At 63.9% G+C, this 26,868-nt stretch carries 27 protein-coding genes and 1 pseudogene; 2 read left to right on the top strand and 26 right to left on the bottom strand.

What is annotated here, in order from left to right:
• The 11 genes from CXK94_RS05585 to CXK94_RS05535 form a co-directional block, all read right to left on the bottom strand.
• Positions 1-741 carry a flagellar motor protein gene (locus tag CXK94_RS05585; protein ID WP_037042769.1) on the bottom strand — a complete coding sequence of 247 codons (741 nt, stop codon included), beginning with the start codon at positions 739-741 and terminating at the stop codon, positions 1-3.
• Positions 741-1,850 carry a protein-glutamate methylesterase/protein-glutamine glutaminase gene (locus tag CXK94_RS05580; RefSeq protein WP_102893575.1) on the bottom strand — a complete coding sequence of 370 codons (1,110 nt, stop codon included), beginning with the start codon at positions 1,848-1,850 and terminating at the stop codon, positions 741-743. The genes CXK94_RS05585 and CXK94_RS05580 overlap by 1 nt, the downstream gene beginning before the upstream one ends.
• A gap of 48 nt (positions 1,851-1,898) precedes the next feature.
• Positions 1,899-4,082: a chemotaxis protein CheA gene (locus tag CXK94_RS05575; RefSeq protein WP_102893574.1), complete on the bottom strand. Its 2,184-nt coding sequence runs from the start codon at positions 4,080-4,082 to the stop codon at positions 1,899-1,901.
• An 11-nt stretch (positions 4,083-4,093) separates the two neighbouring features.
• A complete protein-coding gene (locus tag CXK94_RS05570) occupies positions 4,094-4,897 on the bottom strand; it encodes a protein phosphatase CheZ (RefSeq protein WP_037042755.1) in 804 nt (267 codons plus the stop codon).
• A gap of 20 nt (positions 4,898-4,917) precedes the next feature.
• Positions 4,918-5,292 carry a chemotaxis response regulator CheY gene (locus tag CXK94_RS05565; RefSeq protein ID WP_011913679.1) on the bottom strand — a complete coding sequence of 125 codons (375 nt, stop codon included), beginning with the start codon at positions 5,290-5,292 and terminating at the stop codon, positions 4,918-4,920.
• A 73-nt stretch (positions 5,293-5,365) separates the two neighbouring features.
• A complete protein-coding gene (gene fliA / locus CXK94_RS05560) occupies positions 5,366-6,091 on the bottom strand; it encodes an RNA polymerase sigma factor FliA (protein WP_011913680.1) in 726 nt (241 codons plus the stop codon).
• A gap of 17 nt (positions 6,092-6,108) precedes the next feature.
• Positions 6,109-6,936: a flagellar synthesis regulator FleN gene (fleN, locus tag CXK94_RS05555; protein WP_011913681.1), complete on the bottom strand. Its 828-nt coding sequence runs from the start codon at positions 6,934-6,936 to the stop codon at positions 6,109-6,111.
• Between the two features lie 91 nt (positions 6,937-7,027).
• Positions 7,028-8,317 carry a flagellar biosynthesis protein FlhF gene (gene flhF, locus CXK94_RS05550; RefSeq protein WP_102893573.1) on the bottom strand — a complete coding sequence of 430 codons (1,290 nt, stop codon included), beginning with the start codon at positions 8,315-8,317 and terminating at the stop codon, positions 7,028-7,030.
• A gap of 15 nt (positions 8,318-8,332) precedes the next feature.
• Complete coding sequence (gene flhA, locus CXK94_RS05545) at positions 8,333-10,453, bottom strand: flagellar biosynthesis protein FlhA (RefSeq protein ID WP_102893572.1); 2,121 nt, start codon at positions 10,451-10,453, stop codon at positions 8,333-8,335.
• A 262-nt stretch (positions 10,454-10,715) separates the two neighbouring features.
• Complete coding sequence (locus CXK94_RS05540) at positions 10,716-11,123, bottom strand: YybH family protein (protein WP_102893571.1); 408 nt, start codon at positions 11,121-11,123, stop codon at positions 10,716-10,718.
• A gap of 890 nt (positions 11,124-12,013) precedes the next feature.
• Positions 12,014-12,658, bottom strand: coding sequence for a J domain-containing protein (locus tag CXK94_RS05535; RefSeq protein WP_256046143.1), 645 nt, complete (start codon positions 12,656-12,658; stop codon positions 12,014-12,016).
• 256 nt (positions 12,659-12,914) lie between these two features.
• On the opposite strand from CXK94_RS05535, the pseudogene CXK94_RS22215 reads away from it, so the two are divergent.
• Together CXK94_RS22215 and sodC are read left to right on the top strand one after the other, a co-directional pair.
• Positions 12,915-13,876, top strand: a pseudogene (locus CXK94_RS22215) (integron integrase).
• A 109-nt stretch (positions 13,877-13,985) separates the two neighbouring features.
• Entirely contained in the window at positions 13,986-14,507 is a 522-nt protein-coding gene (sodC, locus tag CXK94_RS05525; RefSeq protein WP_102893569.1) for a superoxide dismutase family protein, read from the top strand.
• Between the two features lie 51 nt (positions 14,508-14,558).
• Here the strand turns inward: sodC and flhB are convergent, their stop codons facing one another.
• The 15 genes from flhB to fliH all read right to left on the bottom strand — a co-directional run bounded on the left by flhB (position 14,559) and on the right by fliH (position 26,746).
• Positions 14,559-15,695 (bottom strand): flagellar biosynthesis protein FlhB, encoded by a 1,137-nt coding sequence (gene flhB / locus CXK94_RS05520; protein WP_102893568.1) that lies wholly within the window; start codon positions 15,693-15,695, stop codon positions 14,559-14,561.
• A 21-nt stretch (positions 15,696-15,716) separates the two neighbouring features.
• Positions 15,717-16,493 (bottom strand): flagellar biosynthetic protein FliR, encoded by a 777-nt coding sequence (gene fliR, locus CXK94_RS05515; RefSeq protein WP_037042736.1) that lies wholly within the window; start codon positions 16,491-16,493, stop codon positions 15,717-15,719.
• 5 nt (positions 16,494-16,498) lie between these two features.
• Positions 16,499-16,768 (bottom strand): flagellar biosynthesis protein FliQ, encoded by a 270-nt coding sequence (gene fliQ / locus CXK94_RS05510; RefSeq protein ID WP_037042734.1) that lies wholly within the window; start codon positions 16,766-16,768, stop codon positions 16,499-16,501.
• 13 nt (positions 16,769-16,781) lie between these two features.
• Positions 16,782-17,558, bottom strand: coding sequence for a flagellar type III secretion system pore protein FliP (gene fliP / locus CXK94_RS05505; protein ID WP_102893567.1), 777 nt, complete (start codon positions 17,556-17,558; stop codon positions 16,782-16,784).
• A complete protein-coding gene (gene fliO, locus CXK94_RS05500; protein ID WP_102893566.1) occupies positions 17,558-17,980 on the bottom strand; it encodes a flagellar biosynthetic protein FliO in 423 nt (140 codons plus the stop codon). Before fliO ends, fliP begins: the two co-directional genes overlap by 1 nt.
• 1 nt (position 17,981) lies before the next feature.
• Positions 17,982-18,458: a flagellar motor switch protein FliN gene (fliN, locus tag CXK94_RS05495; protein WP_102893565.1), complete on the bottom strand. Its 477-nt coding sequence runs from the start codon at positions 18,456-18,458 to the stop codon at positions 17,982-17,984.
• Between the two features lie 40 nt (positions 18,459-18,498).
• Positions 18,499-19,470 carry a flagellar motor switch protein FliM gene (gene fliM, locus CXK94_RS05490; protein ID WP_037042728.1) on the bottom strand — a complete coding sequence of 324 codons (972 nt, stop codon included), beginning with the start codon at positions 19,468-19,470 and terminating at the stop codon, positions 18,499-18,501.
• Positions 19,471-19,483: 13 nt separating this feature from the next.
• Positions 19,484-20,020, bottom strand: a complete 537-nt coding sequence (fliL, locus tag CXK94_RS05485; RefSeq protein ID WP_102893564.1) for a flagellar basal body-associated protein FliL — start codon at positions 20,018-20,020, stop codon at positions 19,484-19,486.
• Positions 20,021-20,254: 234 nt separating this feature from the next.
• Positions 20,255-21,484: a flagellar hook-length control protein FliK gene (locus tag CXK94_RS05480; RefSeq protein ID WP_102893563.1), complete on the bottom strand. Its 1,230-nt coding sequence runs from the start codon at positions 21,482-21,484 to the stop codon at positions 20,255-20,257.
• A gap of 90 nt (positions 21,485-21,574) precedes the next feature.
• Positions 21,575-21,925: an Hpt domain-containing protein gene (locus CXK94_RS05475; RefSeq protein ID WP_037042725.1), complete on the bottom strand. Its 351-nt coding sequence runs from the start codon at positions 21,923-21,925 to the stop codon at positions 21,575-21,577.
• Between the two features lie 28 nt (positions 21,926-21,953).
• Positions 21,954-23,645 (bottom strand): fused response regulator/phosphatase, encoded by a 1,692-nt coding sequence (locus CXK94_RS05470; protein ID WP_102893562.1) that lies wholly within the window; start codon positions 23,643-23,645, stop codon positions 21,954-21,956.
• A 1-nt stretch (position 23,646) separates the two neighbouring features.
• Positions 23,647-23,952, bottom strand: a complete 306-nt coding sequence (locus tag CXK94_RS05465) for an STAS domain-containing protein (protein ID WP_102893561.1) — start codon at positions 23,950-23,952, stop codon at positions 23,647-23,649.
• 213 nt (positions 23,953-24,165) lie between these two features.
• The gene (gene fliJ / locus CXK94_RS05460; RefSeq protein WP_102893560.1) at positions 24,166-24,618 is read right to left on the bottom strand and encodes a flagellar export protein FliJ; all 453 of its coding nucleotides are present in this window, start codon (positions 24,616-24,618) and stop codon (positions 24,166-24,168) included.
• 3 nt (positions 24,619-24,621) lie between these two features.
• Positions 24,622-25,980, bottom strand: coding sequence for a flagellar protein export ATPase FliI (fliI, locus tag CXK94_RS05455; protein WP_102893559.1), 1,359 nt, complete (start codon positions 25,978-25,980; stop codon positions 24,622-24,624).
• On the bottom strand, positions 25,970-26,746 hold the full coding sequence (fliH, locus tag CXK94_RS05450) for a flagellar assembly protein FliH (protein ID WP_102893558.1): 777 nt from the start codon (positions 26,744-26,746) through the stop codon (positions 25,970-25,972). Before fliH ends, fliI begins: the two co-directional genes overlap by 11 nt.
• Positions 26,747-26,868 lie beyond the last annotated feature (122 nt).

Raw genomic sequence — 26,868 nt, 5'->3', positions numbered from 1 at the left:
TCAGTCCATGAAGCCTTGCAGCTTCATCTCGATGGAACGCGGGTTCTCGCCCTCGGCGATGGACAGCACGCCCTCCAGCAGCATCTCGCGATAGGCCGTCTGGCGCTGCACGATGCTCTTGAGCTTGTTGCCCACCGGCAGCACCAGCAGGTTGGCGAACGCGACGCCGTAGATGGTGGCGACGAACGCCACGGCGATACCGTCGCCCAGCTGGCCGGGGTCGGCCAGGTTGCCCATGACGTGGATCAGCCCCATCACCGCGCCGATGATACCGATCGTCGGCGAGTAGCCGCCCATGCTCTCGTAGACCTTCGCCGCCCGCAGGTCGCGACTTTCCTGGGTGTAGAGATCCACCTCGAGGATGCTGCGGATCACCTCCGGCTCGGCACCGTCGACCAGCAGTTGCAGGCCCTTGCGCGCGTACGGATCGGGCTCGGTCTCGGCGACCGGCTCAAGCCCGAGCAGCCCTTCCTTGCGCGCGGTGTTGCTCCAGGCGGTCACCATGAGGATGCCGCGCGCCAGGTCGATGCGTGGCGGAAAGAAGATCCAGCGGATGATGTTCACCGCCCGGATGAACACCGAGATCGGCGTTTGCAACAGCACGGCGCCCAAGGTGCCGCCGAGCACGATGAGCGCCGCCGGCCCGTTGACCAGGGCCGATATGTGGCCGCCTTCGAGGAAATTGCCGCCGACGATGGCGACGAACGCCAGCACCAGCCCGATGAGGCTGAGCACATCCATCAGATACACGCCTCGGCCAGATTGCGGCCGATATCGTCGAGGCCGTAGACGGCGTCGCTGAGATTGGCCTTGACCACGGCCATGGGCATGCCATAGATCACGCAACTGGCCTCGTCCTGCGCCCACACCTGGCTGCCGCTCTGCTTGAGCAGACGCGCGCCCTCGCGGCCATCGGCACCCATGCCGGTCAGGACCACCGCCAGCACCTTGTCATGGAACGACTTGGCCGCCGAGCCGAAGGTGACATCGACACAGGGCTTGTAGTTGAGGCGGTCGTCGCCCGGCAGGATGCGCACGGCACCACGCCCGTCGATCATCATCTGCTTGCCACCCGGCGCCAGCAGCGCCAGGCCCGGACGCAGCACGTCACCGTCCTCGGCCTCCTTGACCCGGATGCGGCAGAGCTTGTCCAGGCGGTCGGCAAAGGCCTTGGTGAAGGCCGCGGGCATGTGCTGGATCAATACGATGGGCGCCGGAAAACTGGCCGGCAGTTGGGTCAGCACGCGCTGCAGCGCCACCGGCCCGCCGGTGGAGGTGCCAATGGCGACCAGCTTGTAGGCCTTGCGCTTGGGCGCGACGGCGCGCGCGGGTGCCGGTGCCGGTGCCGCCGCAGCACCCGGGCTGCGTGGGGTGGCCAGCGCCGCCCCGGGGCTGCGCGGCGACGTCGGCGCGGCACCGCCGCTCGAACCGCAGAAGGTGCTGTAGCGACGATTGCTGCGCGAAACGGTATGGACCTTCTCGCACAGCAGTTGCTTGACCTTGTCCGGATTGCGCGAGATGTCCTCGAAGTTCTTCGGCAGGTAGTCGACCGCACCGGCATCCAGCGCATCGAGCGTTACCCGCGCGCCCTCGTGGGTCAGCGAAGAGAACATCAAGACCGGCGTCGGGCAGCGCTGCATGATCTGCCGCACCGCCGTGATGCCATCCATCATGGGCATTTCGTAGTCCATGGTGATGACGTCCGGCTTGAGCGCCAGCACCTGGTCGATGGCCTCGCGCCCGTTGGTGGCGGTGCCGACGACCTGGATATTGGGATCAGAGGAAAGGATTTCCGAGACGCGCCGGCGGAAGAAGCCGGAATCGTCCACCACCAGGACCTTGACTGCCATAAACACTCCTAGCGGCAGCGCCCCCTCCGCGGGACGCTGCCTGACTGATCAAATCCTGCGTGCATAACGCTTGAGCATGCTGGGAACATCGAGAATCAGGGCGATGCGGCCGTCACCGGTGATGGTCGCACCGGACATGCCGGGAGTACCTTGCAGCATCTTGCCCAAGGGCTTGATCACCACTTCTTCCTGCCCCACCAACTGGTCGACGACGAAACCGATGCTCTGGTTGCCGACGCTGAGGATGACCACGTGGCCCTCGCGCTGCTCTTCCTGGGACGCGCCCTGAACCAGCCAGCGCTTGAGATAGAACAGCGGCAGCGCCTTGTCGCGCACCACGACCACTTCCTGGCCGTCCACCACGTTGGTGCGCGACAGGTCGAGGTGGAAGATCTCGTTGACGTTGACCAGCGGGAAGGCGAACGCCTGCTCGCCGAGCATGACCATCAGGGTCGGCATGATCGCCAGGGTCAGCGGCACCTTGATCACCACCTTCGAGCCCTGGCCCTTGGTGGAGAACACGTTGACCGTGCCGTTGAGCTGGGAAATCTTGGTCTTGACCACGTCCATGCCGACGCCGCGGCCGGAGACGTCGGAGATCTCGGTCTTGGTCGAGAAACCGGGCGCGAAGATCAGGTTGTAGCATTCCAGGTCGCTCAGGCGGTCGGCGGCGTCCTTCTCCAGCATGCCCTTCTCGACGGCCTTGGCGCGCAGGACGTTGGCGTCCATGCCCTTGCCGTCATCGCTGATGACCAGCAGGATGTGGTCGCCTTCCTGTTCGGCGGAAAGCACCACCCGGCCGGTGCGCGGCTTGCCGGCGGCCTCGCGCTCCTCGGGCATCTCGATACCGTGGTCGACGGCATTGCGTACCAGGTGCACCAGCGGATCGGCCAGGGCCTCGACGAGGTTCTTGTCGAGGTCGGTCTCTTCGCCGACCAGCTCCAGGTTGATCTCTTTCTTCAGGCTGCGCGCCAGGTCGCGGACCAGGCGCGGGAAGCGGCCGAAGACCTTCTTGATCGGCTGCATGCGGGTCTTCATCACCGCGCTCTGCAGGTCGGCGGTGACCACGTCGAGGTTGGACACGGCCTTGGCCATGGCCTCGTCGCCGCTGTTGGAGCCCAGGCGCACCAGGCGGTTACGCACCAGCACCAGTTCGCCGACCATGTTCATGATCTCGTCGAGGCGCGCGGTGTCCACCCGTACCGTCGTCTCGGTTTCGGCCGGGGCCGCAGCGGCGGGCGCCGCCGGTTTGCTCGGCGCTGCGGCCTTGGCCGCTGCTGTCGGAGCCGCCTTGGCGGGCGCGGACTTGGCTGCCACGGCGGGTTTGGCTGCGGCGACAGGCTTGGCCGGCGCAGCCGGAACAGGCGCGGCGGCCGCGACACTGGCGGGTTCGAACTTGCCCTTGCCATGCAGCTGGTCGAGCAGCGCCTCGAATTCGTCGTCGGTGATATGGTCGCCCGCGGGGCTGCCGGCCGGCTCTGCCGCAGGCTCCACTACCGTACTGGTCGCCGCAGGCTCGAACTTGCCTTTGCCATGCAACTGGTCGAGCAGCGCCTCGAACTCGTCGTCGGTGATCTCGTCGCTGGCCGGCGCCGAAGCGGGCTCCAGCTCGGCCGCCGGAGCCGCGCTCGGCGCGGCGGAGAACTGCCCCTTGCCATGCAGCTGGTCGAGCAGCAATTCGAATTCGTCGTCGGTGATCTCATCGGAGGAGGAATCCGGAGCAGCCGCCACAGCCGTCTCCTCGACGACCGGCTCGATCGCATCGAGCAGCTGCTCGAACTCGTCATCGGCGGCATCGGCAACCGGCTCCGGCACGGAAGCCGCTGCCGCTTGCTCGGCGGACGCCGGCTCGGCCAGGCGCGACAGGGCCGCGAGCAGTTCTGGCGAAGCCGGGGTCGGTTCGACGCGCTCGCGCACCTGGGCGAACATCGCATTCACCGCGTCCAGCGCCTGCAGGACGACGTCCATCAGTTCGGAATCGACGCGCCGCTCGCCCTTGCGCAGGATGTCGAAAACGTTTTCGGCGATGTGGCAGCACTCCACCAGCTCGTGAAGCTGGAGGAAACCTGCGCCGCCCTTGACCGTGTGAAAACCGCGAAAAATCGCATTGAGCAACGCCATGTCATCGGGGCTGCTCTCCAGCTCCACGAGTTGCTCTGACAATAGTTCGAGAATCTCGCCGGCTTCTACCAGGAAGTCCTGGAGGATTTCTTCATCGGCGTCGAAGCTCATATTCGCATCCCCTAAAAGCCCAGGCTTGAAAGCAGATCATCGACATCGTCCTGGCCGGAAACGACATCCTCACGCATATCGGCATGCATCTGCGGACCTTCACCCTTGGAAGGTTCTTTTTCTTCTTTTTGCTCTTTTTGCTTCAACTGCTCGGCACGCAACTGGGCATGGTCATGCTGGATGCCGGCGAAACGATCCACCTGCCCGGCCATCAGCACCAGGTTCAGCAGGTTGCTCTCCAGCTCGGTGATGAGCCGGGTAACCCGCTTGATCACCTGACCGGTGAGGTCCTGGAAATCCTGGGCCAGCATGATTTCGCGCAGGTTCTGCGACAGCTGGCTGCCGTCGTTCATGCTGCGCTTGAGAAACTGATCGATGCGCGGGACCAGCTCGCGGAACTCGTCGGCCTTCATGTCGCGACGCATGAAACGCTGCCAGTCGGCCGTCAGGCTCTGGGCCTCGTAGCTGACGTAGTTGACCAGCGGCACGCACTCCTCGACCAGATCCATGGTGCGATTGGCCGCTTTCTCGGTCATTTCCACCACATAGGACAGGCGATCGGTGGCGTCGGTGATCTGGGAAGACTCTCGCTCGCCCCCGCAGGTGTCGATCTCCAGCTTGACGATGGCGCTGTGCAGTTCGCGGGTCAGCTTGCCGACTTCCTGGTACAGGCCGCGGTCGCGCGCCTGGTTGAGCTGGTGGATCATCAGCACCGCCTCGTCGAAACGACCCTGCTCGAGGCAGTCGACCAGTTGGCGGGCGTGGGACTTAAGGGTCTGTTCGAACTCGCTCATGCTGTCATCTTGGTGCGCCATAGTGCCCTCGCGGCGTTACATCAGCCGTTGACGCGCTCGAAGATCTTTTCGATCTTTTCCTTCAGCACCTGGGCGGTGAAGGGCTTGACGACGTAGCCGTTGACCCCGGCCTGGGCCGCTTCGATGATCTGGTCGCGCTTGGCTTCGGCCGTCACCATCAGCACCGGCAGGTGCTTGAGGCGCTCGTCGGCGCGCACCGTGCGCAGCAGGTCGATGCCACTCATGCCGGGCATGTTCCAGTCGGTGACGAGAAAGTCGAAGCTGCCGCTCTTGAGCATCGGCAACGCGGTGGTGCCATCATCCGCCTCGGCGGTGTTGGTGAACCCCAGGTCACGCAAGAGGTTCTTGATGATCCGTCTCATCGTCGAGAAGTCATCGACGATGAGGATTTTCATGTTCTTGTCCAAGTCGACCTCCGTAAGTCCCAAAATGCCTCAGCAAACCGAGCACGTCGTACCGCAATAATCGTCAATGGGCGCGCCATTCGCCGAGGCGCGCCCGCAACCGCGCCGCACATTGGCTGTGCAGCTGGCTCACACGCGACTCGCTGACCCCGAGCACCTGACCGATTTCCTTCAAATTCAGCTCTTCGTCGTAATACAGCGACAACACCAGTTTCTCGCGCTCCGGCAGGTTGGCGATGGCATCGGCCAGGGCCTGCTGGAAACGTTCGTCTTCGAGATCGCGAAAAGGCTCCGGATGGGTGCTGCCGGCGTCTTCCTGGAGATCGCCGTGCTCCCCTTCCTGCAACAGATCGTCGAAGCTGAACAGGCGGCTGCCCAGCGTGTCGCCGAGGATGCCGTAATACTCATCGAGACTCAGCTTAAGTTCGGCCGCAACCTCATGATCTTTAGCGTCGCGCCCGGTTTTCGCCTCGATGGCGCGAATCGCCTCGCTGACCATGCGTGAATTGCGGTGCACCGAACGCGGCGCCCAGTCCCCCTTGCGCACCTCGTCGAGCATGGTGCCGCGGATGCGGATACCGGCGTAGGTCTCGAAACTGGCCCCCTTGCCGGCGTCGTATTTCTTGGCAGCCTCCAGCAGTCCGATCATCCCGGCCTGGATCAGATCGTCCACCTGCACGCTGGCGGGCAGACGCGCCAGCAGGTGGTAAGCGATTCGCTTGACCAGCGGGGCGTACTGATCGATCAGGCGGTACTGCGCATCCTTTGCCTGAGCCTTGCTGTAATACATAGCGAATCCGGCACCTGTCATTCTTGGGTTTCTGAGGCCGGCCTGATCAGGCGTTCGACGAAGAACTCGAGGTGGCCGCGCGGCGTCGCCGGCAGCGGCCAGGTGTCGATCTTCTGCGCGATAGCCTTGAAGGCCAATGCACACTTGGACCGCGGATAGGCCTCGTAGACTGCACGCTGCTTCTGCACGGCCTTGCGCATGGCCTCGTCGTAGGGAACGGCGCCGACGTACTGCAGCGCCACGTCGAGGAAGCGTTCGGTGACCTTGGTCAGCTTGGCGAACAGGTTGCGCCCTTCCTGCGGGGCGTGGGCCATGTTGGCCAGCACGCGGAAACGATTGATGCCGTAGTCGCGGTTGAGCAGCTTGATCAACGCATAGGCATCGGTGATCGAGGTCGGCTCGTCGGTAACCACCAGCAGCACTTCCTGGGCGGCGCGGACGAAGCTGACCACCGCATCGCCGATGCCCGCGGCCGTGTCGATGATCAGCACATCGAGATCGTCGCCGATCTCGCTGAACGCCTGGATCAACCCGGCGTGCTGCAGCGACGACAGCTGCACCATGCTCTGCGCACCGGAGGCGGCCGGCACGATGCGGATGCCACCGGGCCCCTGGATCAGCACGTCGCGCAGGTCGCACTCGCCGGCGATCACATCGGCCAGGGTACGCTTGCTGGTCAGGCCCAGCAGCACGTCGACGTTGGCCAGCCCCAGGTCGGCATCGAGCAACACCACGCGCCGGCCAAGGTCGGCCAGTGCCAGCGCCAGATTGACCGACACGTTGGTCTTGCCGACGCCACCCTTGCCGCCGGTCACCGCAATCACCTGTACGGGATGCATACCCATGTTCACACGCCTATATCTTGCTGGGGCCACACGGCCGGCGATGCGCCCGGATCGAACGCATCTGATTTATTCGAATACCGCTGTCTCACGCTTATCCAGCCCGCCGCGAGGAATCGTTGTACAAGCCGGCGAACATATCGGCCATCGCCTCCTCGCTCGGCTCCTCACCGGACTGCAGGCTCACCGCCCGACTGACCAGTTGATGACTGCGCGGCAGATGCAAGTCATCCGGAATACGCGGCCCGTCGGCGAGGTAGGCTATCGGCAGATGCTGGCTGATCGTTAGCCCGAGTACATCGCCCAGGCTGCCGGCCTCGTCCAGTTTGGTCAGGATACAACCTGCCAGGCCACAGCGCCGGTAGTTGTGCCAGGCGGCCTTGAGCACCTGGCTCTGGCTGGTCGCAGCCAGCACCAGATAATTCTTCGCTTTCACACCGCGGTCGGCCAGCGCCTCGAGCTGCATGCGCAGCGTCGGATCGCTGGCCGGCAGGCCGGCGGTATCGATCAGGACCACCCGCTTGCGCGCCAGGGGGGCCAAGGTCTTGCTCAACGGCTGGCTCGGATCCAGCTGCACCACCGGCACGTCGAGAATCCGGCCGAGGGTCTTGAGCTGTTCCTGGGCGCCGATGCGGTAGTTGTCCATGCTCGCCAGGGCGATGTTCTGCGCGCCGTACTTGAGTACGTAGCGCGCCGCCAGCTTGGCCAGCGTGGTGGTCTTGCCGACCCCGGCCGGGCCGACCAGGGCGATCACGCCACCCTCTTCCAGCGGCTCCTGCTTGCTGACCTTGATCGCCTGGGCCAGGTGCGCCAGCAGCATGCGCCAGGCCTGGCGCGGCTCGCTGATGGCGGCGACCTTGTCCAGCAGGCTGCGCGACAGCTCGGCCGGCAGGCCGAGGCGCTGCAGGCGCCGCCAGAGGCTGGCCTGCTGCGGCCGGCGGCTCTGCTCCTGGCCCCAGGCGATCGAACCGAGCTGCACCTCGATCAGTTCGCGCAGGCCGTGCAGTTCGGAATACATCGCCTCGACCGCGCGCGGATCGAGCGTCGCGGGAGCGGCGGCAACCGGCTCGGGTTGCGGCATGGCCGCTGCGGCGGGCTTCTCGTCAAGCAGTTGACGGCCCTGATCCTTTCCGCGCCCAGACGCGCCCAGCTCCGCATGCGCACTGGCGAGGCGCGCCTGGGTCTTGCGCAGCTCGGCTTCCAGGGCCGGGTTCGGCTGCTTGGCCGCCGGCGCCGATTGCATCGGGTAATCGAGCACAGCGGTCAGCTCGACGCCACCGGCGACCCGGCGATTGCCGATGATCACGGCATCGGCGCCCAGCTCGTCGCGCACCATTTTCATGGCGATGCGCATATCGGCGGCGAAGAAACGTTTGACCTGCATGGCCTGTACCCTCGATTAATTCTGACCCACCGTCGAAACGATGGTGACCTGCTTGTTGTCCGGTATTTCCTGGTAGGCCAGAACATGAATGTTCGGGACCGCCAGCCGGGCGAAGCGCGACAGCATCGCCCGGATCGGCCCGGCCACCAGCAGGACCGCCGGTTTGCCGAGCATTTCCTGGCGCTGTGCCGCTTCTACCAGGGACCGTTGCAGCTTCTCGGCCATGCCCGGCTCCAGCAAGACGCCATCTTCCGAACCCTGACCGGCCTTCTGCAGGCTATTGAGCAAGATCTGTTCCAACCTGGGCTCCAGAGTGATCACAGGCAGCTCCGGCTCTAGTCCCACAACGTTTTGCACGATTGCCCGGGACAAGGCGACGCGTACCGCGGCGACCATCGCGGCGGGATCTTGACTCTTGCCGGCGACATTGGCGATGGCCTCGGCAATGGTGCGGATGTCACGCACCGGCACCTGCTCCTGCAATAGCGCCTGCAGGATCTTCAGCAGCGTCGACAGCGAGACCATGCCCGGCACCAGCTCCTCGGCCAGCTTGGGAGAGCTCTTGGCCAGCAGTTGCAATAGTTGCTGGACCTCCTCGTGCCCCAACAGTTCGTGGGCGTGCTTGTGCAGTACCTGGTTGAGATGCGTGGCGACCACGGTGCTGGCATCCACCACGGTATAGCCCAGCGACTGCGCCTGATCGCGCTGGCTGCCCTCGATCCAGACCGCCTCCAGGCCGAACGCCGGGTCCCGGGCGGCAATACCGTTGAGCGGGCCGAACACCTGGCCGGGGTTGATCGCCAGTTCCCGGTCCGGATAGACCTCCGCCTCGGCCAGGCTCACGCCCATCAGGGTCAGACGGTAGGCATTGGGCAGCAGGTCGAGGTTGTCGCGGATGTGCACCGATGGCATGAGGAAGCCCAGGTCCTGCGACAGCTTCTTGCGTACCCCCTTGATCCGCGCCAGCAGTTGCCCGCCCTGGTTGCGGTCGACCAGCGGGATCAGCCGGTAACCGACCTCCAGGCCGACCATGTCCACCGGCGTGACGTCGTCCCAGCCCAGCTCCTTGGTTTCCGCCGCGCGCTGTGCCGGCAGCATGTCCTGCTGCTTCTGGACTTCCTGCTCGGCCTGCTGCTTGAGCTGCTTCTGGCGATGCCAGATCCAGTAGGCACCGGCGGCGGCCACGAAGCCCAGGCCGAGGAACGAAACGTGCGGCATGCCCGGCACCAGGCCCATGGCGATCAGGATCACCGCCGACACCGCCAGCGCCTTGGGCGAGGCGAACATCTGCCGCTGGACCTGCTTGCCCATGTCCTCGGAACTGGTGACACGCGTGACCATGATCGCCGCAGCGGTGGACAGCAGCAGCGAAGGAATCTGCGCCACCAGGCCATCGCCGATGGTCAGCAGCGCGTACACCTTGCCGGCATCGCTGAAGCTCATGCCGTGCTGCGCCATGCCGATGCCGATACCACCGAGCAGGTTGATGAACAGGATCAGCAGGCCGGCGATGGCATCGCCGCGCACGAACTTGCTGGCACCGTCCATGGAACCGTAGAAATCCGCCTCGGAAGAAACCTCGGCGCGGCGCTGCTTGGCCTCGGCCTGATCGATCAGGCCGGCATTGAGGTCGGCATCGATCGCCATCTGCTTGCCCGGCATCGCATCCAGGGTGAAGCGTGCGCTCACCTCGGAGATACGCCCGGCACCCTTGGTCACCACCACGAAGTTGATGATCATCAGGATCGCGAACACCACCACGCCGACCACGTAGTTGCCGCCGATGACCACCTCGCCGAACGCCTTGATCACCTGGCCGGCCGCATCGCCGCCATCGTGCCCGTGGATCAGCACCACCCGGGTCGAGGCCACGTTCAGTGCCAGGCGCATCAGCGTGGCCACCAGCAGGATGGTGGGGAACACCGCGAAATCCAGCGGGCGCAGCGCGTAGACGCTGACCAGCAGCACGACGATCGACAGCGCGATATTGAAGGTGAACAGCACGTCCAGCAGGAACGGCGGCACCGGCAGCATCATCATGCCCATCATCACGAGCAGCAGCAGCGGCACCCCGAGGTTGCCACGGCCCACGCCCGTCAGGCTGTTGCGCATATTGATGAGTTGCGTGCGATCCAACGTAGCCCCCGGCGATACAGAACGGATTCTTGACGCGAAACGCGCCCTGCCGGGGGTATAGCAAGAAGGGGTCCAACTTTTCCGGCGGCGGCAGCTGCAAGTCTCTGCTGCTAGGCAAGCAGGCCTACATAATCGAGAAACCGGAAGGGAATGAAGCTTTCGGATCTCCATGCCCGCACGAACCAAAAACCAATACCGCCTAACGCCTGAATTAAGCCGCGCCGCGAAGCGGCGTCGGCTTGAATGAATTGTTAGGCGACTCCTACTTGACTTCGATCCCGGCTGACCGTGCGAATGCAACGTAGTCTTGGGCGGTGTTTTGATCATGCACGATCCGCCATTTCCCATTTTGTAGCTGGAAAACATATACAAGCCACGTACTAAACGGCTCATCTTCCAGCTTGGCCTGGTACTGATACTTGATAAGCGCCATTGCCATATCCGTTCCAACCACCTTATGAACCACTTCTCCTTTCCAAATCCAGTTGGGGTCTTTGAACCATTGCTCATGGATTGCGATTAGCTCTGATCGCTTTGTAAAGGCGTGTCCATTTTGAACAACAGTGTAGAGGGTGTCGTCGAGGGTGAGATTTTCTTTGAAGGCACTAATATCACGGGATGCTATTGATGCAAGATGGCTTTGGAGTGCTTGATCAAAATCCGGTTTCATGGCTGTACGTTGCTCGCAGGAGGTGACTAAGAAGCTTAGGGCGGCTAAAAGCAAGCATGCCCCCGAGGATTTTCATGCGGTTGAGCCGTCTGACGAGTGCGTTCATATGTCTCCAAGAGTGCAAGAACACTTCAATTAGTCGCCTAACGCCAGCCATAACAGGCGCCCAAAAGTGCGACAGCGCTTTTGGGCGTCCTCGTTGATGGCTTTGTTGGGCGATCATTGCTCGCCACCTAAAACTCCGAAGCACGAATCGACTTTGTTCGAAGGTTTCCGTGAGTTTGTGGAATTAACTCTACCGTGTAACCCGAAACTCGGTTACCTTGAACGGAAAATTCAAACGTTGACTGCGCTTGACCATATGCTGTTCGCTCCCCGAACAACAACGACTCTCCACACCACACACTTCCATTAGCATACTTCAACCGATACGTACCGAGCGGAACATCAATCTCCAGAGGACGCCCTCCTATAACGTACATTGACATAACATCTGTATTTGTCACCGAATCCACCAGCTTTGCATAGTAATTCGATCCGTGTGGAGCGACGATTGTGAACGGAGCAATTCTTTCTTTGTTCGTGTACAGGCGGTGAATTCCCGCAGAAATCGCAATTGGAGTACAGCGCGGAGTGACGGGCGCAGATGCACTTCTGGAGGAACCACTATGGCTATTGGAGGCCGGAAGTGAACCTGCAATCCACGCTCCACCCGCGAGAGAAAGAAGAACAACCCACGCCCAGTTCTTAGTAAAGAAACGGAACGTTTTGATGTGCGCCGGCTCAGGCAACCTAGCCCCACACCGACCACAAATAGCAAGTTTCCCAGCGCGGTATCGGTCAATCTTGTTTTTGGCACCACATGAAGCGCACGTTACTATCGGCATGAATTACGATACCGTTTGATAGTATTTTTCGAGAATCGAATACGCCCCATTGAGTTTCTTCGCGGTCTCTTCGGCGTATCTGATTACCTCTGCCTGTTCGCCCGCGAATTTATCTGGGTGGTATTGAGCGATCTTTCTCCGATATGCCATCTTTACTGCATCAAAGCTCGTCGGTAACTCGGTTATTCCAAGCACCCGATGACTTTCCATGATTATCTGTTCAATTCTTGCCCGTTGCGCGGCGCCACTATCTCGAACGTTTTCTTCTTTTGTTCGGTTTTCTTGAGCTGGCTCATACTCAGGAAACGGGATTTTCCAACCGTTTTCCCTAGACACCCTGTTCGCAAAGACAAAGAGCGCTTCGCGTCTGAACTCTCCTTCAATCTCTCGAAAGCCATGAAGTGGGTACCATTTCCCTCCCGGCATCGAGCCATCAAACAAGAAGCTGATCTTTTCCGCCTCAGCCGGATCGATGGATACACCGAGATTGAGGCGAACATAAAGCCAAGAAGAACTCCACCAAGGAAGGACTGTTTTCGAGTAGATTAAAGGCGCGAACGCAAGCGTACCTATAAAGATGCCGATCCCAAGAATGATTTGCAGCCACTCCGGGATCCAATCAATAGCGCTATCCGGGATAGCATCCACGATAGTCAAAACCACTCCGAGAGCGACGAAGTTTCCGATTATCAGAACAACCTTGTATAGAAACTGGTATCCGTTTGTGTAGCTTATGACCACGATCGCTCCCTCGGCGCTTTTACGCCCAACTATTAATTAGGCGACACTGCTGTCGCGTTTACCCACGACACCTGTCGCATAATCTTCCTTGTCGTCTCGTGAGTCCTTGTCTAGCTTGAAGGTGGTCGCGGCAACCGCGACAGCACTCAGGGAGAAACGCGACATGGATGACGGCAAGCCCAAGCTGCTGGATCAGCTACGCCAGCAGATTCGAGTCAGAAACTATTCCATCCGTACCGAAACTGTCTATGCCGAGTGGGCAAAACGCTATATCCGCTTCCATCGCTATCGGCATCCAGCAGAGATGGGCGCAGCGGAGATCGAGGCCTTTCTGACGCATCTGGCGGTGAGGCGGGACGTGGCTGCTTCGACGCAGAACCAGGCCTTGGCTGCCTTGCTGTTTCTTTACAAAGAGGTGCTCAAGCTGGATCTGCCCTGGTTGCAAGGTATCGTGCGGGCGAAGCAGCCCATCTGCCGGTAGTGTTGACCCGTGCCGAGGTGGAGGCCTTGCTGACGCAATTGCAGGGCGTGGGCTGGATCGTCGCCAACCTGCTCTATGGCTCGGGCTTGCGTCTGCTGGAGGCACTCAGGCTGCGGGTCAAGGACGTGGACTTCGCCCGTCGCGAGATTCTGGTGCGCGATGGCAAGGGCCAGAAGGATCGGGTGACCATGCTGCCCATGCGTATCGTCGAGCCGTTGCAGGCTTACCTGGATAAGGTTCGACGGCTGCATCAGGAGGATTTGACGGACGGGTTTGGCGAGGCCAATTTACCCTTCGCCCTGGCGCGCAAGTATCCGAATGCGGCGAAGGAGTGGGGCTGGCAGCTCGTATTCCCATCGGTCAATCGTTCGCGGGACCCGCGCAGTCAGCGGATCTTTCGCCATCACCTGCACGAAAAGACCATTCAACGCGCCGTGCGCGAGGCGGCACGGCGTGCCGGTCTGATCAAGCATGCGACGCCCCATTCGCTGCGCCATTCCTTCGCCACCCACCTGCTGGAGGCGGGCCAGGATATCCGCACGGTGCAGGAGCTGCTCGGCCACGCCGACGTGAAAACCACCATGATCTACACCCACGTGCTCAACCGCGGCGGTTTGGCGGTGTTGAGTCCGCTGGATCGCTAGAGAAAATCTCCGAACCTCGAGTCCCCCGAACCCTCGCACCGCCGGGCAGTCAGATGGTGACCGGCGGCGGAATGCCGCTTTTTTCTCTATTAAGGGAAGGAGCTTCGACATGAAACAGTGGATCATCGCCGCGCTGGCCGGCTGCAGCGCCCTCGCCGTTCAGGCCGAAACGCTGAGCGTGAAGGTCAACGCCGTCAGCGCGCAGGGCATCGGCGAATCGGTGGGCAGTGTGAAGATCGACAGCAGCGAATACGGCCTGGTGTTTCGCCCCGAGCTGAGCGGCCTGCAGCCGGGCACGCACGGCTTCCACATCCACGCCAAGGGCAGCTGCGAGCCGGCGGAGGTCGACGGCAAACCCACCGCGGCAGCCGCCGCCACCGGCCACTGGGACCCGCAGAACACCGGCAAGCACGGCGAGCCCTGGGGCGACGGACACATGGGCGACCTGCCGGCGCTGTACGTCGACAGCGAGGGCAAGGCCAGCCAGCCGGTGCTGGCCCCACGGCTGAAGAGCCTCGGCGACATCAAGGGCCTGGCGCTGATGGTCCACCAGGGCGGCGACAACCACGCCGACCATCCGCAACCGCTGGGCGGTGGCGGCGCGCGGGTTGCCTGCGGGGTGATCGAATAGAAGCAGTTGGAAGCTGGAAGCTGATACTTTCTCTGGCTTCAAGCTTCAGAATTATTCATCCCTACGCAGATCCAGCGGGATCGGCAGGTCGTTCAGCGGATCGGGGCGACGGCCCTTGCCGGCGCGGTACTGGCGCAACTGGTAGACGTAGGCCAGTACCTGCGCCACGGCGAGGTAGAGGCCGGCGGGGATTTCCTGTTCCAGCTCGGTGGAGTAGTAGACCGCCCGCGCCAGTGCCGGGGACTCGAGCACGGTCACCTGATGCTCCTGGGCGATCTCGCGGATCTTCAGCGCCAGGAAATCGCTGCCCTTGGCCAGCAGCATCGGCGCCCCGCCCTTGGCGGCATCGTATTTCAGGGCGACGGCGAAGTGGGTCGGGTTGGTGATCACCACGTCCGCCTCGGGCACCGCCTGCATCATGCGCCGCTGGGCCGCCTCGCGCTGCAGTTGGCGGATGCGCGACTTGACCTCGGGCTTGCCTTCGGAATCCTTGTATTCGTCCTTGACCTCCTGCTTGGTCATCATCAGCTTCTGCTTGTTGTCCCAGAGCTGGAACGGCACGTCCACCGCCGCGATCAGGATCAGCCCGCAGGCCATCCACAAGGCGCACCAGCCGACGATCTCGGCGCTGTGCATGATGGCCAGGTCCAGCGGCTGCTTGGCGATCGAGCGCAGGTCGTCCTGATAGGACGAAAGCACTAGTAGCGCCACGCTCAACACCACCAGGAACTTGCCGAGCGCCTTGAGCAGCTCGACCAGCGCCTTGGTGGAGAACATTCGCTTGAGTCCGGCCAGCGGATTCATCCGGCCGAAATTGGGAGCCATGGCCTTGGCCGAGAACAGCCAGCCACCCAGGGCGATGGGGCCGAGAATCGAGGCGATCAGCAAGGCGATCAGCAACGGCAGGATTGCTTCCAGCGCGATCAGGCCACTGTTCATCAGCAGCGTCACCATGGAGCCCTCGTCGAACAGGGTTTCGCGGCTCAGCTCGAAGGTTCCCTGCATCATCGCCATCAGGCTCTGCGCCAGGCTCGCACCGGAGGCCAGCAGGCCGCCGATGCCGCCCAGCGTCACCGCCACCGTGTTGAGCTCGCGCGAGCGCGCCAGTTGGCCTTTCTCACGGGATTCGCGCAGGCGTTTCTCTGTGGGTTCCTCGCTTTTGTCGGCGCCGCTTTCGCTCTCAGCCATGGGCAATCTCCACCAGGTTCATCAGCGCGCGCCCACCAGCTCGCGCAGCATCGTCAGCGCCTCGCTGACGAAGACCTGGTACTGCGCGAAGATATCGGCCATGCCGATCCAGACGATGATCAGGCCGAGCACCAGGGTCAGCGGGAAGCCGATGGAAAAGATGTTCAGCTGCGGCGCCGCGCGGGTCATCAGGCCGAACGCCAGGTTGACCACCAGCAGCGCGGTGATCGCCGGCAGCACCAGCAACAGCCCGGCGCCCAGCACCCAGCCGAGCTTGCCGGCCACTTCCCAGAAGTGATTGGTCGACAGGCCACCGCCCACCGGCAAGGTGACGAAGCTCTCGGCCAGAATCTCCAGCACCACCAGATGGCCGTTCATCGCCAGGAACAGCAGGATCACCAGCATGTTGAAGAACTGGCCGAGCACCGGCACCGAAACGCCGTTGGACGGATCGACCATCGAGGCGAAGCCCAGGCCCATCTGCATCGCCAGCATCTGCCCGGAGACGATGAACACCTGGAAGAACAGCTGCAGGATGAAGCCCATCATCACGCCGATCAGCAACTGCTCGGCGATCAGCAGCAAGGCGCGCAGGCTCAGCGACTCCACCAGCGGCATCGGCGGCAGCGCCGGCACCAGCGCCAGGGCGATGGCCAGCGCCAGATACAGGCGCACCCGCATCGGCACCAGCTGGGCACCGATGATCGGCATGCTCATCAGCAGGGCCGCGATGCGAAACAGCGGCAGCAGGAACTGCCCTACCCAGCCGCCGATCTGCGCGTTGCTCAGCTCCAGCACGCCGGCTACCCGATCAACAGCGGAATGTTCTGCACGAGATTCTGGGTGAACTCCATCAACTGGCGCACCAGCCAGGGCCCGGCCCAGATCAGCGTCAGCAGCATCACCAGCAGGCGCGGCAGGAAGCTCAGGGTCTGCTCGTTGATCTGCGTGGCAGCCTGGAACATCGCCACCACCAGGCCGACCAGCAGACTCGGCACCACCAGCACGCCGACGATCATCGCGGTCATCCACAGCCCTTCGCGAAACAGGTCAACCGCAACTTCAGGGGTCATTCCGAGCGCCTCCCTAAAGCGTGCCGAAGCTGCCGGCCAGGGTGCCGATGATCAGCCCCCAGCCGTCCACCAGCACGAACAGCATGATCTTGAACGGCAGCGAGATGATCAGCGGCGAGAGCATCATCATGCCCATCGCCATCAGCACGCTGGCCACCACCATGTCGATGATCAGGAACGGAATGAAGATCATGAAGCCGATCTGGAACGCGGTCTTCAGCTCCGAGGTGACGAAGGCCGGCACCAGGATGGTCATCGGCGCGGCTTCCGGCGAGGCGATGTCGGTACGCCGCGACAGGCGCACGAACAGCTCCAGGTCGCTCTCGCGGGTCTGCGCCAGCATGAAGCCCTTCAACGGCACCTCGGCGCGGGCGATGGCTTCCTGCGCCGGTATCTGCTCGCTCAGGTAGGGCTGCAGGGCATCCTGGTTTATCCGGTCGAATACCGGCGCCATGATGAACAGCGTGAGGAACAGCGTCAGGCCGATGAGGATCTGGTTCGACGGCGTCTGCTGCAGGCCGAGCGCCTGGCGCAGGATGGAGAAGACGATGATGATCCGCGTGAAGCTGGTCATCAGCATGACGAACGCCGGGATGAAGCTCAGCGCCGTCATGATCAGCAGGATCTGCAGGCTGACCGAATACTCCTGCTGCCCCTCGGCGTCGGTGCTCAGGGTGATCGCCGGGATCGACAGCGGATTGTCGCCCCGGCTCAGCAGGCCAGCGCTCTCCTGCCCCAGGGCAAGAGGCGCGGCCAGCACCAGCAACAGCGCCAGCACGATACGCAACATCAGGGCTTGTCCTTGTGGTCCTTGCCGAGCAGCTCCATCAGGCGCTGGGCGAATTCCGGATTGGCCGGCTCGGCATCCGGCAGATGCACCGGCTCGCGCATGACGTGCAGCGGCGTGATGCGCCCGCCGCTGAGGCCGATGAGGATCTGCTCGCCGCCGACCTGCACCAGCACCAGCCGCTCGCGCGGGCCGAGCGCCTGGCTGGAGATCAGCTTGATCACCTGGGTACCGCGCGGGTTCATCTGCTGCACACGGCGCAGCAGCCAGGCGAGCAGGAAGATCAGCCCGATCACCAGCAGCAGGCCGAGCAGCAGCTTGCTCAGCTGTGTGCCCATGCCGGCACTGCTCATGCTCGTCGTCGCCGGTTCCGCAGCCATCACCGGCAGCGCCAGGAGCGCGACAAGGAATGCGAGGGCGCGCATGTCAGCGCAGCTTCTTGATACGTTCGGTGGGGCTGATCACGTCGGTCAGCCGGATGCCGAACTTCTCGTTGACCACCACCACCTCGCCATGGGCGATCAGCGTGCCGTTGACCAGCACGTCCAGCGGCTCGCCGGCCAGGCGGTCGAGTTCGACCACCGAGCCCTGGTTGAGCTGCAGCAGGTTGCGGATGCTGATCTCGGTACTGCCGACTTCCATGGAGATCGATACCGGAATATCCAGGATCACGTCCAGGTTCGGCCCATCCAGGCCCAGCTGCGCACCGCTGGCCTTCGGCGCGCTGGCGAAATCCTCCAGCGGCGCGCGCGGCGCCGGTGGCGGTTCCGCCGCGGCCGTGCCCTGGTTCAGCAGCGCATCGATATCGTCCTGGCTGGCGTCCCCCGCCTCGGCCAGGGCCGCGGCCCATTCGTCGGCCAGCGCCTGTTCCTCGGGAGAAGTGTTGTCGCGTTCGTCTGCCATCGCTAGTCCTCGACCGGCTCGAATTGAGTAAAGGGCTGGGTCAACGTGGACGGACCACGGGCTCCAGCACCTGCAGCGCCAGGTTGCCCTTGTGGGCCCCCAGCTTGACCTTGAAGGCCGGCATGCCATTGGCGCGCATGATCATGTCTTCCGGCATTTCCACCGGAATCACGTCGCCCGGCTGCATGTTGAGAATGTCGCGCAGCTTGAGCTGCCGACGCACCACCGTCGCGCCCAGCGGCACGTTGACGTCGAGGATGTCCTCGCGCAGGGCCTTGACCCAGCGCTCGTCCTGGTCGCTGACGTCCGACTGGAAGCCGGCGTCGAGCATCTCGCGGATCGGCTCGATCATCGAATAGGGCATGGTCACGTGCAGGTCGCCGCCGCCGCTGTCCAGCTCGATGTGGAAGGTGGAGACCACCACCACCTCGCTGGGGCTGACGATGTTGGCCAGCGCCGGGTTCACTTCCGAGTTGACGTACTCGAAGTTGACGTCCAGCACCGCGTGCCACGCTTCCTTGAGGTCGGCGAAGGCCTGGTCGAGCACCATGCGCACCACGCGCAGCTCGGTCGGAGTGAATTCGCGGCCCTCGATCTTGGCGTGCCGCCCGTCGCCGCCGAAGAAGTTGTCCACCAGCTTGAACACCAGCTTGGCATCGAGGATGAACAGCGCGGTGCCGCGCAGCGGCTTCATCTTCACCAGGTTGAGGCTGGTGGGCACGTAGAGCGAATGGACGTACTCGCCGAACTTCATCACCTGCACGCCGCCCACCGACACATCGGCCGAGCGCCGCAGCAGGTTGAACATGCTGATGCGGGTGTAGCGGGCGAAACGCTCGTTGATCATTTCCAGCGTGGGCATGCGCCCGCGGACGATACGGTCCTGGCTGGTCAGGTCGTAGCTCTTGATGGACCCCGGGTCGGAATCGCTTTCGGTATCCACCAGACCGTCGTCGACCCCATGCAGGAGCGCATCGATCTCGTCTTGCGAGAGCAGGTCTTGAACAGCCATCTGCGGCAGCCTTCTATTGCAATACGAAGTTGGTGAAAAGCACTTGCTCGACGGCAAGTTTGCCAATTTCCTTCTGCGCCAGCTCCTGCACGCTGGCAGTCGCCTGCTGACGCAGCATTTCCTTGCCTACCGGCGTCTTCAGCGCCTCGAAGTCCTGGCTGGAGAACAGCATCACCAGGCGGTTGCGCAGCAGCGGCATGTGCACCTTCAGCGCGTCCAGCGCCGACTGGTCCCGCGACATCAAGGCGATACCGACCTGCATGTAGCGCTGCCGTCCATTGTGGCTGAAATTGACCACGAAGGCCGGCATCAGCACCTCATAGATCGCCGGCTGCTTGCCCGCCGGCATGGACGCCGCGGCGTCGTCCGGCTTGCCGCCCTCCAGGCCCTCGCCCTTGTTCATGAAATACAGGGTACCGCCGATGGACAATCCGACGGCCAACAACATGGCGACCACGATCGCCAGGATGAGTTTCAGCCGGCTCTTGCCACCGCCTGCGTCTTCCGGGCCCGCCGAAGTCAGCGGCGGTGGAGCCTGTTTCTTAGCCATGCCAAATATCCGTCATCGTCTGCGTTTCTTCCCGCTTCAAGGAGTTAGGAGCAACAGCTGTGCCAAAGTATCGGGCAGCGGCCATCGGCAGTAAACGCGCGGAAGCCGTCACGAAAAAGCGTATAGTGAGGCAAAGACAGGATCGCTTCGGCGCAGCCGAACGGTCTGCAGCGAAGCGATCAGCGGCGGAAAACCGGCACGGGAGCCTGCCGGCCGTTCAGGCGATGGCTCCAATCAGGCGTAATAGTCCACCAGCCCGCGGTCGCCAGATGTCCGGTTGCCGGACACTTCCACCACACCCAGGCGCAGCTCCTCGTCGCCCGCATCGGCCGTCTCGCCCGAGAACCCGTTGCGTGAAGGCTGGCCCTCGCCGCCGCCCTGCCAGCCGCGCGCCAGCGACTGGTCGGAGACGTTGACGTCCACCAGGTTCATGCCCTGCTGGCTGAACATCTCGCGCAGGCGCACCATCTGCCCTTCCAGCGCGTCACGCACGCCGGCATGGGGGCTGAGGAAGGTGACCTGGGTCTGGTCCTTGTTCATCTCGATACGCACTTCCATGCGCCCGAGCTCCGCGGGATCGAGCTGGATCTCGGCGGACTTGAGGTTCTGGCTGGACAGCCACATCACCCGGTCGACCACCGCCTCGCTCCAACCCGTCTGCTGCATCTGCACCGGCTGCCCCGGGACCAGCGTCGGTCGCGCGGCCTGCTGCACCTGCTGGGCGATCGCCTGGCTCAGCGGATTGGGCCGTGCCGAAGGCGACTCGCCCATGTCGGCGGCGCGGCTGCCTTTGGAGGCCTCGATGCCCTCCAGCAGCTCCAGATCCAGTTCGAACTCAGGCTCGCCTTCTTCCGCCACCTCGACGCCAGCCAGCATGCTGGCGAAATCGTCACCGGCTTCCAACCGCTTCTGCTCGGAGGGTTGCGCCACCTCGGATTTCTGCGCAGCTTCCTGCAAGGCGAGCTGGGGATCGCTGGCCCGGCGCAACCCACCGAGCAAGTCGTCCGCTGCCGATTCTTCGCCCTCGACGCTGACCTGTTGCATGACCGACAGGCCCGAGAGCAGCGTCTCGCCCGGCACCTGACCATCCTGGGGAGGCTCTTCGGGCAGGAACTGCCCGCCCAGGCCGAACATCAGCAGCGGGTCGTCGCCCTGCGGCGCGTCGTCCGGCAGTTCTTCGGGCGGCAAGGCATTGCCACTTTCGGCAACCGCCGGCTTTTCGTCATCGACCGTTTCCGTCGCATCCCGTGGCGCCTTGTCGTCCACGGCCTTGTCGCGCCGGGCATCGTCCCGCGCCGCCGGCCGCTCGGCGGGCTTGGCCTGGCGCTCCCTGGCATAGACGTCGGAGAAGCTGGAGCCCGCGCCATCCCGCGCTTCGCGCGGAGCCTCCGGCGCCTTGGCCGCAGCCTTGGGGCGCACGTCGACAGAGGGAGTCTTCAACAGCAAATCGGGGGAAACAGCCATGGGTCATTCCACTGCGGATGAATCGTGACGATAGCTGAGCAAGTTCCGGGCCAGCGCCCGACGCCAAAGATTCGTCTGGGCCGTCTCCGCCTAGCCGTGGCGCTGTCGTTCGGCCCTGAAGAGGATGCCGATGATGGCGAATTCACGTTCGATGGATTCGATCAGAACCGGCGCGTGGTCCAGCTGTTCCCGCCGGGCGAGGTCTTCCAGCTCGCGACAGAGCTCGGCCAGCAGCGTGGCGCCCATGTTGCTGCAACTGCCCTTGAAGCTGTGGGCGGCCTGGCGCAGCGTCTCGGCCTCTCCGGCCCGCCAGGCGCGCTTGAGCAGACGGACGCGCTCTTCGGAATCCGCCAGGAAGGTATCCAGCAGCACCGGATACTCGCTCTCCATCACGTCCTGCAGCGTAGCTAGCACGGCACTGTCGAGATGAGCATTGGACACCGGACCACTCCTGGATCAAAGCGCTGGATTATGCCTCAGCCACCCACGCGAACTCCACGCTCAGGCCACGTCCGTCCGCCTGCCAGGCGAATTCGTCGCTCAATTGGCGCACCAGGTGCAGCCCCCGGCCGCTGAGGCACTGGCCGCAATGCCGCGCTTGCAGCGCGCGGGCCACGTCGAAACCGGTACCGCTGTCGCTGATGGCGATGCGCAGCCGCCCGCCTCCGGCGTTGGCCTTGATGCCCAGTTCCAGGCGGATGTAGCCATCGGCCAATTGCTGCAGACGTTGCCGGCGCAACTCGTAGTAGCGCTGGAAGCCCTCGGCATCGCACTTGAGCGCCGAATCGAGAGCGAGCACGCCATGCTCCAGCGCATTGGAATACAACTCGCCCAACACGGTGTAGATCGCCCCGGCACGCGGTCGCAGCGGGCTGACCTGCAACAGCAGCTGCAGCAGGAACGGCAATGGATTGCTGCAGCGCAGGCTTTCGGCACGCAATTCGAATTGCGCCGACCAGTCGATCGGGGGCGATCGGTGGGCGATCGCCGGAGCCGGCAACGCGGTGCCCGCCCCCGCTTCGTCCAGGCTCACCTCGATCAGGCTGAGGTCGTCCTGCGCCTGCCCGTGGAAAGCCAGCAGCGCCTGCTCGATCTCATCGAACAGCAGCGCCGGATCGTCATTGGCATCCAGCAGCGCCAACAGCCGCTGTTCGCCGAACAGCTCGTCCTGGGCGTTGCGGCTCTCGATCACGCCATCGGACAGCAACAGCAAGCGATCGCCAAGCACAAGCGGGAAGTGCTCGCAGGTGTCGTCGAAGATCGCCGCGGACAAGACCCCGAGGGGCAGGTGCCGGGACCCCAGCGGCGTGCGGCGGCCATCGGCGCTCAGCAGATAGCCGTCCGGCAGACCACCATTCCAGACCCGCAGCGCGCCCTGCAGGGGATCGATGTCCAGCAGCGTCGCGCAGCAGAACATTTCCACCGGCAGGATCTGCTTGAGCTTGGCATTCATCTCGCGAAGGATGTCGCTGCTCGAATGCCCCTTGGCGGCCATGCCGTAGAAGGTCTCCGCCAACGGCATGGCGCCGATCGCCGCCGGCAGGCCATGGCCGGTGAAATCGCCGAGCAGCACGAACGTCTGCCCCGCCGGCGCCTGCGCGGCCAGCAGCAGGTCGCCATTGAACAGCGCGCGCGGCGACTGCCGATAACGGATGTTCGGTGCGTTCAGGCAACCGGCATGGGCTACCTTGTCGAAGATCGCCTTCGCCGCGCTGTGCTCGTCGAGCAGTTGCTTGTTGCGTCGCGCGATCAGGTCGCGCTGCGCGAGCACCGTGGCCTGCAGGCGGCGCAGGCGATGCATCGCCTGGATCTTGGCCTCGAGGATGATCGGGTTGTAGGGCTTGGCGATGAAGTCGTCGCCCCCCGCCTCCAGGCAATCGACCAGCGCCTGGTTTTCGCTCAGCGAGGTGAGAAAGATGATCGGCACCAGCTCGTCGCCGGCCAGTTGCTTGATCCGCCGCGCGGCCTCCATGCCGTCCATCACCGGCATCAGGGCGTCCATCAGCACCAACTGCGGCCGCTCCTGGGTGAACAGCGCCACGGCCTGCATGCCGTCGGCCGCGGTGAGCACCCGATGGCCCTGGCGGGAGACGATGGTGGAGAGCAGCATCCGATCGACCGGGCTGTCCTCGGCGATCAGGATCGTCAGCCGTCTCGGCATCTCAGGCGATCGCGAACAACTGTTCGAAATTGGATACCGAGAGAATCTTGCGTACATCCGCATTGCAGTTGAGCAGGCGGATATCGGCCTCGTCGCCGCCGGCATGGTCACGCAGCAGGAGCAGCATGCCGAGTGCCGAACTGTCCAGATAGGTAGCGCCCTGCAGGTCGACCACGTAGCGCTGCGGCGTCACGTCCTGCCGCTGGTAGGCGTCGCGGAAGGCCTGGTGCGCATTGAAGTCGAAGCGCCCGCTGATGGCGATGGTCAGCTCCCGCCCATCCGCCGAAGGCTGCGAAGTAATGGTCATGTGGCACTCCCTGATCCGGAACGTCTTGAACGGTCGCCTGAACGGCAGGCATCGCGGACATGCGACGAGAACAGCCGCAACACCGGCTGAGCGACGGAAGAGCCTCGCTGGCGGACCGGGCGACCATTCAACAGCGTTGAAGTGGGTGAAGATTTAGCATTCAAGCAGCGGCGCGGCAAGCATTCAATCCGACCCGTAGCCGCCAGGGACCACTCAGGAATCCCGCGGCCGGCCGGCCAGACGCTGGGCGAATTCGTCGAGCAGCTTCTGCTCGCGCTTGTCGGCGGCGATCCGCGCCTCGCGCAGATAACCCTCCACCAGTTTGCTCAGCCCCTCCACCCGCGCATGGCGTTGGCGCCACTGCTCGCGCAGCTTGAGCAGGTTGTCGCGATACCAGTTGACGCTGCGCTGCTGCTGGCCGATGGCCGATTCGAGCTGGGAAAGAAAGCGCTGGTAGTTCATCAACCACTGGCCGGAGACGCCCTGGCTGCCTTGCTGCAGCCATTGTTGCTGGTAGTCGCTGAAATACTGTTCCAGCTCGCCGAGCTTGGCCTCGGCCTGGGCCAGCTGCATCTGACCCTGGCCGAGCAGCCGCGCCGCCTCGCGCTCGGCGCGTTCGGCCATCTCGATCACCGGCGCCAGGCGCGCGGCACGGCTGGGCGCCATCGCTTAGCCGCCTTGCCGGGGGGCGAACACCGCGGCCAGTTGCGCAGCGCTGTGGCCGAGGTCCTCGCTTTCGTCGAGGCCCTGGCGCAGGTAGCCGACCATCTCGGCCTGGCGGGCGATGGCCAGGTCGGTTTCCGGATCGCCGCCCGGCACATAGGCGCCGACACTGATCAGGTCGCGGCTCTGCTGGTAGCGCGACCAGAGCTGCTTGAAGCGCTGCGAGGCGCGTACGTGCTCGGCGCTGACCACTTGCGGCATGACCCGGCTGATGGACGCCTCGATGTCGATGGCCGGGTAGTGCCCCTCCTCGGCGAGGCGGCGCGACAACACGATATGGCCATCGAGCACGCCGCGGGCGGCATCGGCGATCGGGTCCTGCTGGTCGTCGCCCTCCGACAGCACGGTGTAGAAGGCGGTGATCGAGCCGCCGCCCTGCTCGGCGTTACCGGCACGCTCGACCAGCGCCGGCAGCTTGGCGAACACCGATGGAGGGTAGCCCTTGGTCGCCGGCGGCTCGCCGATGGCCAGGGCGATCTCGCGCTGGGCCTGGGCGAAGCGCGTCAGCGAATCCATCAGCAGCAGGACGTTCTTGCCCTTGTCGCGGAAATATTCGGCGATGCGCGTGCAGTACATCGCCGCACGCAGGCGCATCAGCGGCGCCTCGTCGGCCGGCGAGGCGACCACCACCGAGCGCTTGATGCTTTCCTCACCGAGGATGTGCTCGATGAATTCCTTGACCTCGCGGCCGCGCTCGCCGATCAGCCCGACGACGATGATGTCGGCCTCGGTGAAGCGCGTCATCATCCCCAGCAGCACCGACTTGCCGACGCCGGTGCCGGCGAACAGGCCCAGGCGCTGGCCGCGGCCGACGGTGAGCAGACCGTTGATGCTGCGGATACCCACGTCCAGCGGCTCGCTGATCGGATGGCGCTTGAGCGGGTTGATCACCGGCCCGTCCATCGGCACCCAGTCCTCGGCCCTCATCCCGCCCTTACCGTCCAGCGCCCGGCCGGCACCGTCGAGCACGCGACCGAGCATGGACATGCCCATCGGCAGCCGACCGGTATTGGGCAAGGGCACCACGCGAGCGCCGGGGGCGATGCCGGCCAGGCTGCCGACCGGCATCAGGTAAAGCTTGCCGCTGGCAAAGCCCATCACCTCGGCCTCGACCTGGGAGGGCTGATAGCTGTCGTCGTTGATCACCATGCAGCGGCTGCCGACGGCGGCGCGCAGCCCCTCGGCCTCCAGCGTCAGCCCGACCATGCGCAGCAGCCGGCCTTCGAGTATCGGCTGGCTGGGCAGCTTGATCGCCCCGCGGTAGGTTTCGAAACGCTTGGCGAAGCTGACCCGTTCAAGGCGCATCGGCGGCATCCAGGTCGATGTCCAGGTCAGCCGCCGGCGGATGGGTGGCGTTCTCGCGCTGCTGCTCGAACAGCTGCTTGATCGCCTGGTCGAGACGCGTCTCGATGCTGGCGTCGATACGGCTGTGTTCGGTCTCGATCCGGCAGCCGCCGGGCAGCAGGCTGGCGTCCTCGAGAATCCGCCAGGACTCTTCGTGACGCTCGCGCAGCGCCTTCACCAGCTCGAAATCCTGCGGATTGACATGGATATGGATATTGTCGGCGCCCATCGGCAAGAGCTTCAGCGCCTCGCGCAGCACCTGGCGAATCTGCCCGGAATCGATCAGCAGGTCGCGCTGGATCACCTCGCGGGCGATATGGCTGACCAGCGTGGCCATGGCATGTTCGAGGTTGCGATCCTGTTCGGCGATGGGGTCGAGCAGCTGACCCATCAGCCGTTCCAGGCTCTCCAGACGCGGCGCCAGCGCGGCGTCGGCCTCCTGCCGGGCCTTGAGCTGGCCGGCGTGGAAACCGTCCTTCTCGCCGGTGGCGAAGCCTTCGTTGTAGGCCTGCTGGCGGATCGCCTCGAGCTCGTCGAGCGTCAAGGGTTTGACTTCCTCGACCGGGACGTCCTCGCTGCGTGCCGGCTCCTCGGCCACCTCCTCCACGACGTCCGCGGGCGGCAGCGCCTGCTCCTCGCCTTGCGGGTCGAAACTGGGCAGGGCCCAGCGATCGAAGACGTTGACGTCCTTCGCGCGGATCACGTCGCTGGGGTTTTCCTTGGCCATGGGGCTCCTGAATTGAAGTCGTTGAAGAACCGGCAGGTGGATTCTATTGCCATGACAATTCATGGCAAGGCCAGGCGGTCGAAACGCAGGGCGGGTCCCGTTTCAGTTCTGCACATACGTAG

Origin of the sequence: Stutzerimonas stutzeri (genome assembly GCF_002890915.1) — a bacterium.
GTDB lineage: Bacteria > Pseudomonadota > Gammaproteobacteria > Pseudomonadales > Pseudomonadaceae > Stutzerimonas > Stutzerimonas stutzeri_AF.
Note: the sequence above shows the minus strand (reverse complement) of the source record. Positions and strands in the feature narration are given on the sequence as shown.

Coding starts and splice junctions, on each gene's coding strand:
- CXK94_RS05585 (WP_037042769.1), bottom strand. CDS start 741: ATGGATGTGCTCAGCCTCATCGGGCTGGTGCTGGCGTTCGTCGCCATC.
- CXK94_RS05580 (WP_102893575.1), bottom strand. CDS start 1,850: ATGGCAGTCAAGGTCCTGGTGGTGGACGATTCCGGCTTCTTCCGCCGG.
- CXK94_RS05575 (WP_102893574.1), bottom strand. CDS start 4,082: ATGAGCTTCGACGCCGATGAAGAAATCCTCCAGGACTTCCTGGTAGAA.
- CXK94_RS05570 (WP_037042755.1), bottom strand. CDS start 4,897: ATGGCGCACCAAGATGACAGCATGAGCGAGTTCGAACAGACCCTTAAG.
- CXK94_RS05565 (WP_011913679.1), bottom strand. CDS start 5,292: ATGAAAATCCTCATCGTCGATGACTTCTCGACGATGAGACGGATCATC.
- fliA (WP_011913680.1), bottom strand. CDS start 6,091: ATGTATTACAGCAAGGCTCAGGCAAAGGATGCGCAGTACCGCCTGATC.
- fleN (WP_011913681.1), bottom strand. CDS start 6,936: ATGGGTATGCATCCCGTACAGGTGATTGCGGTGACCGGCGGCAAGGGT.
- flhF (WP_102893573.1), bottom strand. CDS start 8,317: ATGCAGGTCAAACGTTTCTTCGCCGCCGATATGCGCATCGCCATGAAA.
- CXK94_RS05540 (WP_102893571.1), bottom strand. CDS start 11,123: ATGAAACCGGATTTTGATCAAGCACTCCAAAGCCATCTTGCATCAATA.
- sodC (WP_102893569.1), top strand. CDS start 13,986: ATGAAACAGTGGATCATCGCCGCGCTGGCCGGCTGCAGCGCCCTCGCC.
- flhB (WP_102893568.1), bottom strand. CDS start 15,695: ATGGCTGAGAGCGAAAGCGGCGCCGACAAAAGCGAGGAACCCACAGAG.
- fliQ (WP_037042734.1), bottom strand. CDS start 16,768: ATGACCCCTGAAGTTGCGGTTGACCTGTTTCGCGAAGGGCTGTGGATG.
- fliP (WP_102893567.1), bottom strand. CDS start 17,558: ATGTTGCGTATCGTGCTGGCGCTGTTGCTGGTGCTGGCCGCGCCTCTT.
- fliO (WP_102893566.1), bottom strand. CDS start 17,980: ATGCGCGCCCTCGCATTCCTTGTCGCGCTCCTGGCGCTGCCGGTGATG.
- fliN (WP_102893565.1), bottom strand. CDS start 18,458: ATGGCAGACGAACGCGACAACACTTCTCCCGAGGAACAGGCGCTGGCC.
- fliM (WP_037042728.1), bottom strand. CDS start 19,470: ATGGCTGTTCAAGACCTGCTCTCGCAAGACGAGATCGATGCGCTCCTG.
- fliL (WP_102893564.1), bottom strand. CDS start 20,020: ATGGCTAAGAAACAGGCTCCACCGCCGCTGACTTCGGCGGGCCCGGAA.
- CXK94_RS05480 (WP_102893563.1), bottom strand. CDS start 21,484: ATGGCTGTTTCCCCCGATTTGCTGTTGAAGACTCCCTCTGTCGACGTG.
- CXK94_RS05470 (WP_102893562.1), bottom strand. CDS start 23,645: ATGCCGAGACGGCTGACGATCCTGATCGCCGAGGACAGCCCGGTCGAT.
- CXK94_RS05465 (WP_102893561.1), bottom strand. CDS start 23,952: ATGACCATTACTTCGCAGCCTTCGGCGGATGGGCGGGAGCTGACCATC.
- fliJ (WP_102893560.1), bottom strand. CDS start 24,618: ATGGCGCCCAGCCGTGCCGCGCGCCTGGCGCCGGTGATCGAGATGGCC.
- fliI (WP_102893559.1), bottom strand. CDS start 25,980: ATGCGCCTTGAACGGGTCAGCTTCGCCAAGCGTTTCGAAACCTACCGC.
- fliH (WP_102893558.1), bottom strand. CDS start 26,746: ATGGCCAAGGAAAACCCCAGCGACGTGATCCGCGCGAAGGACGTCAAC.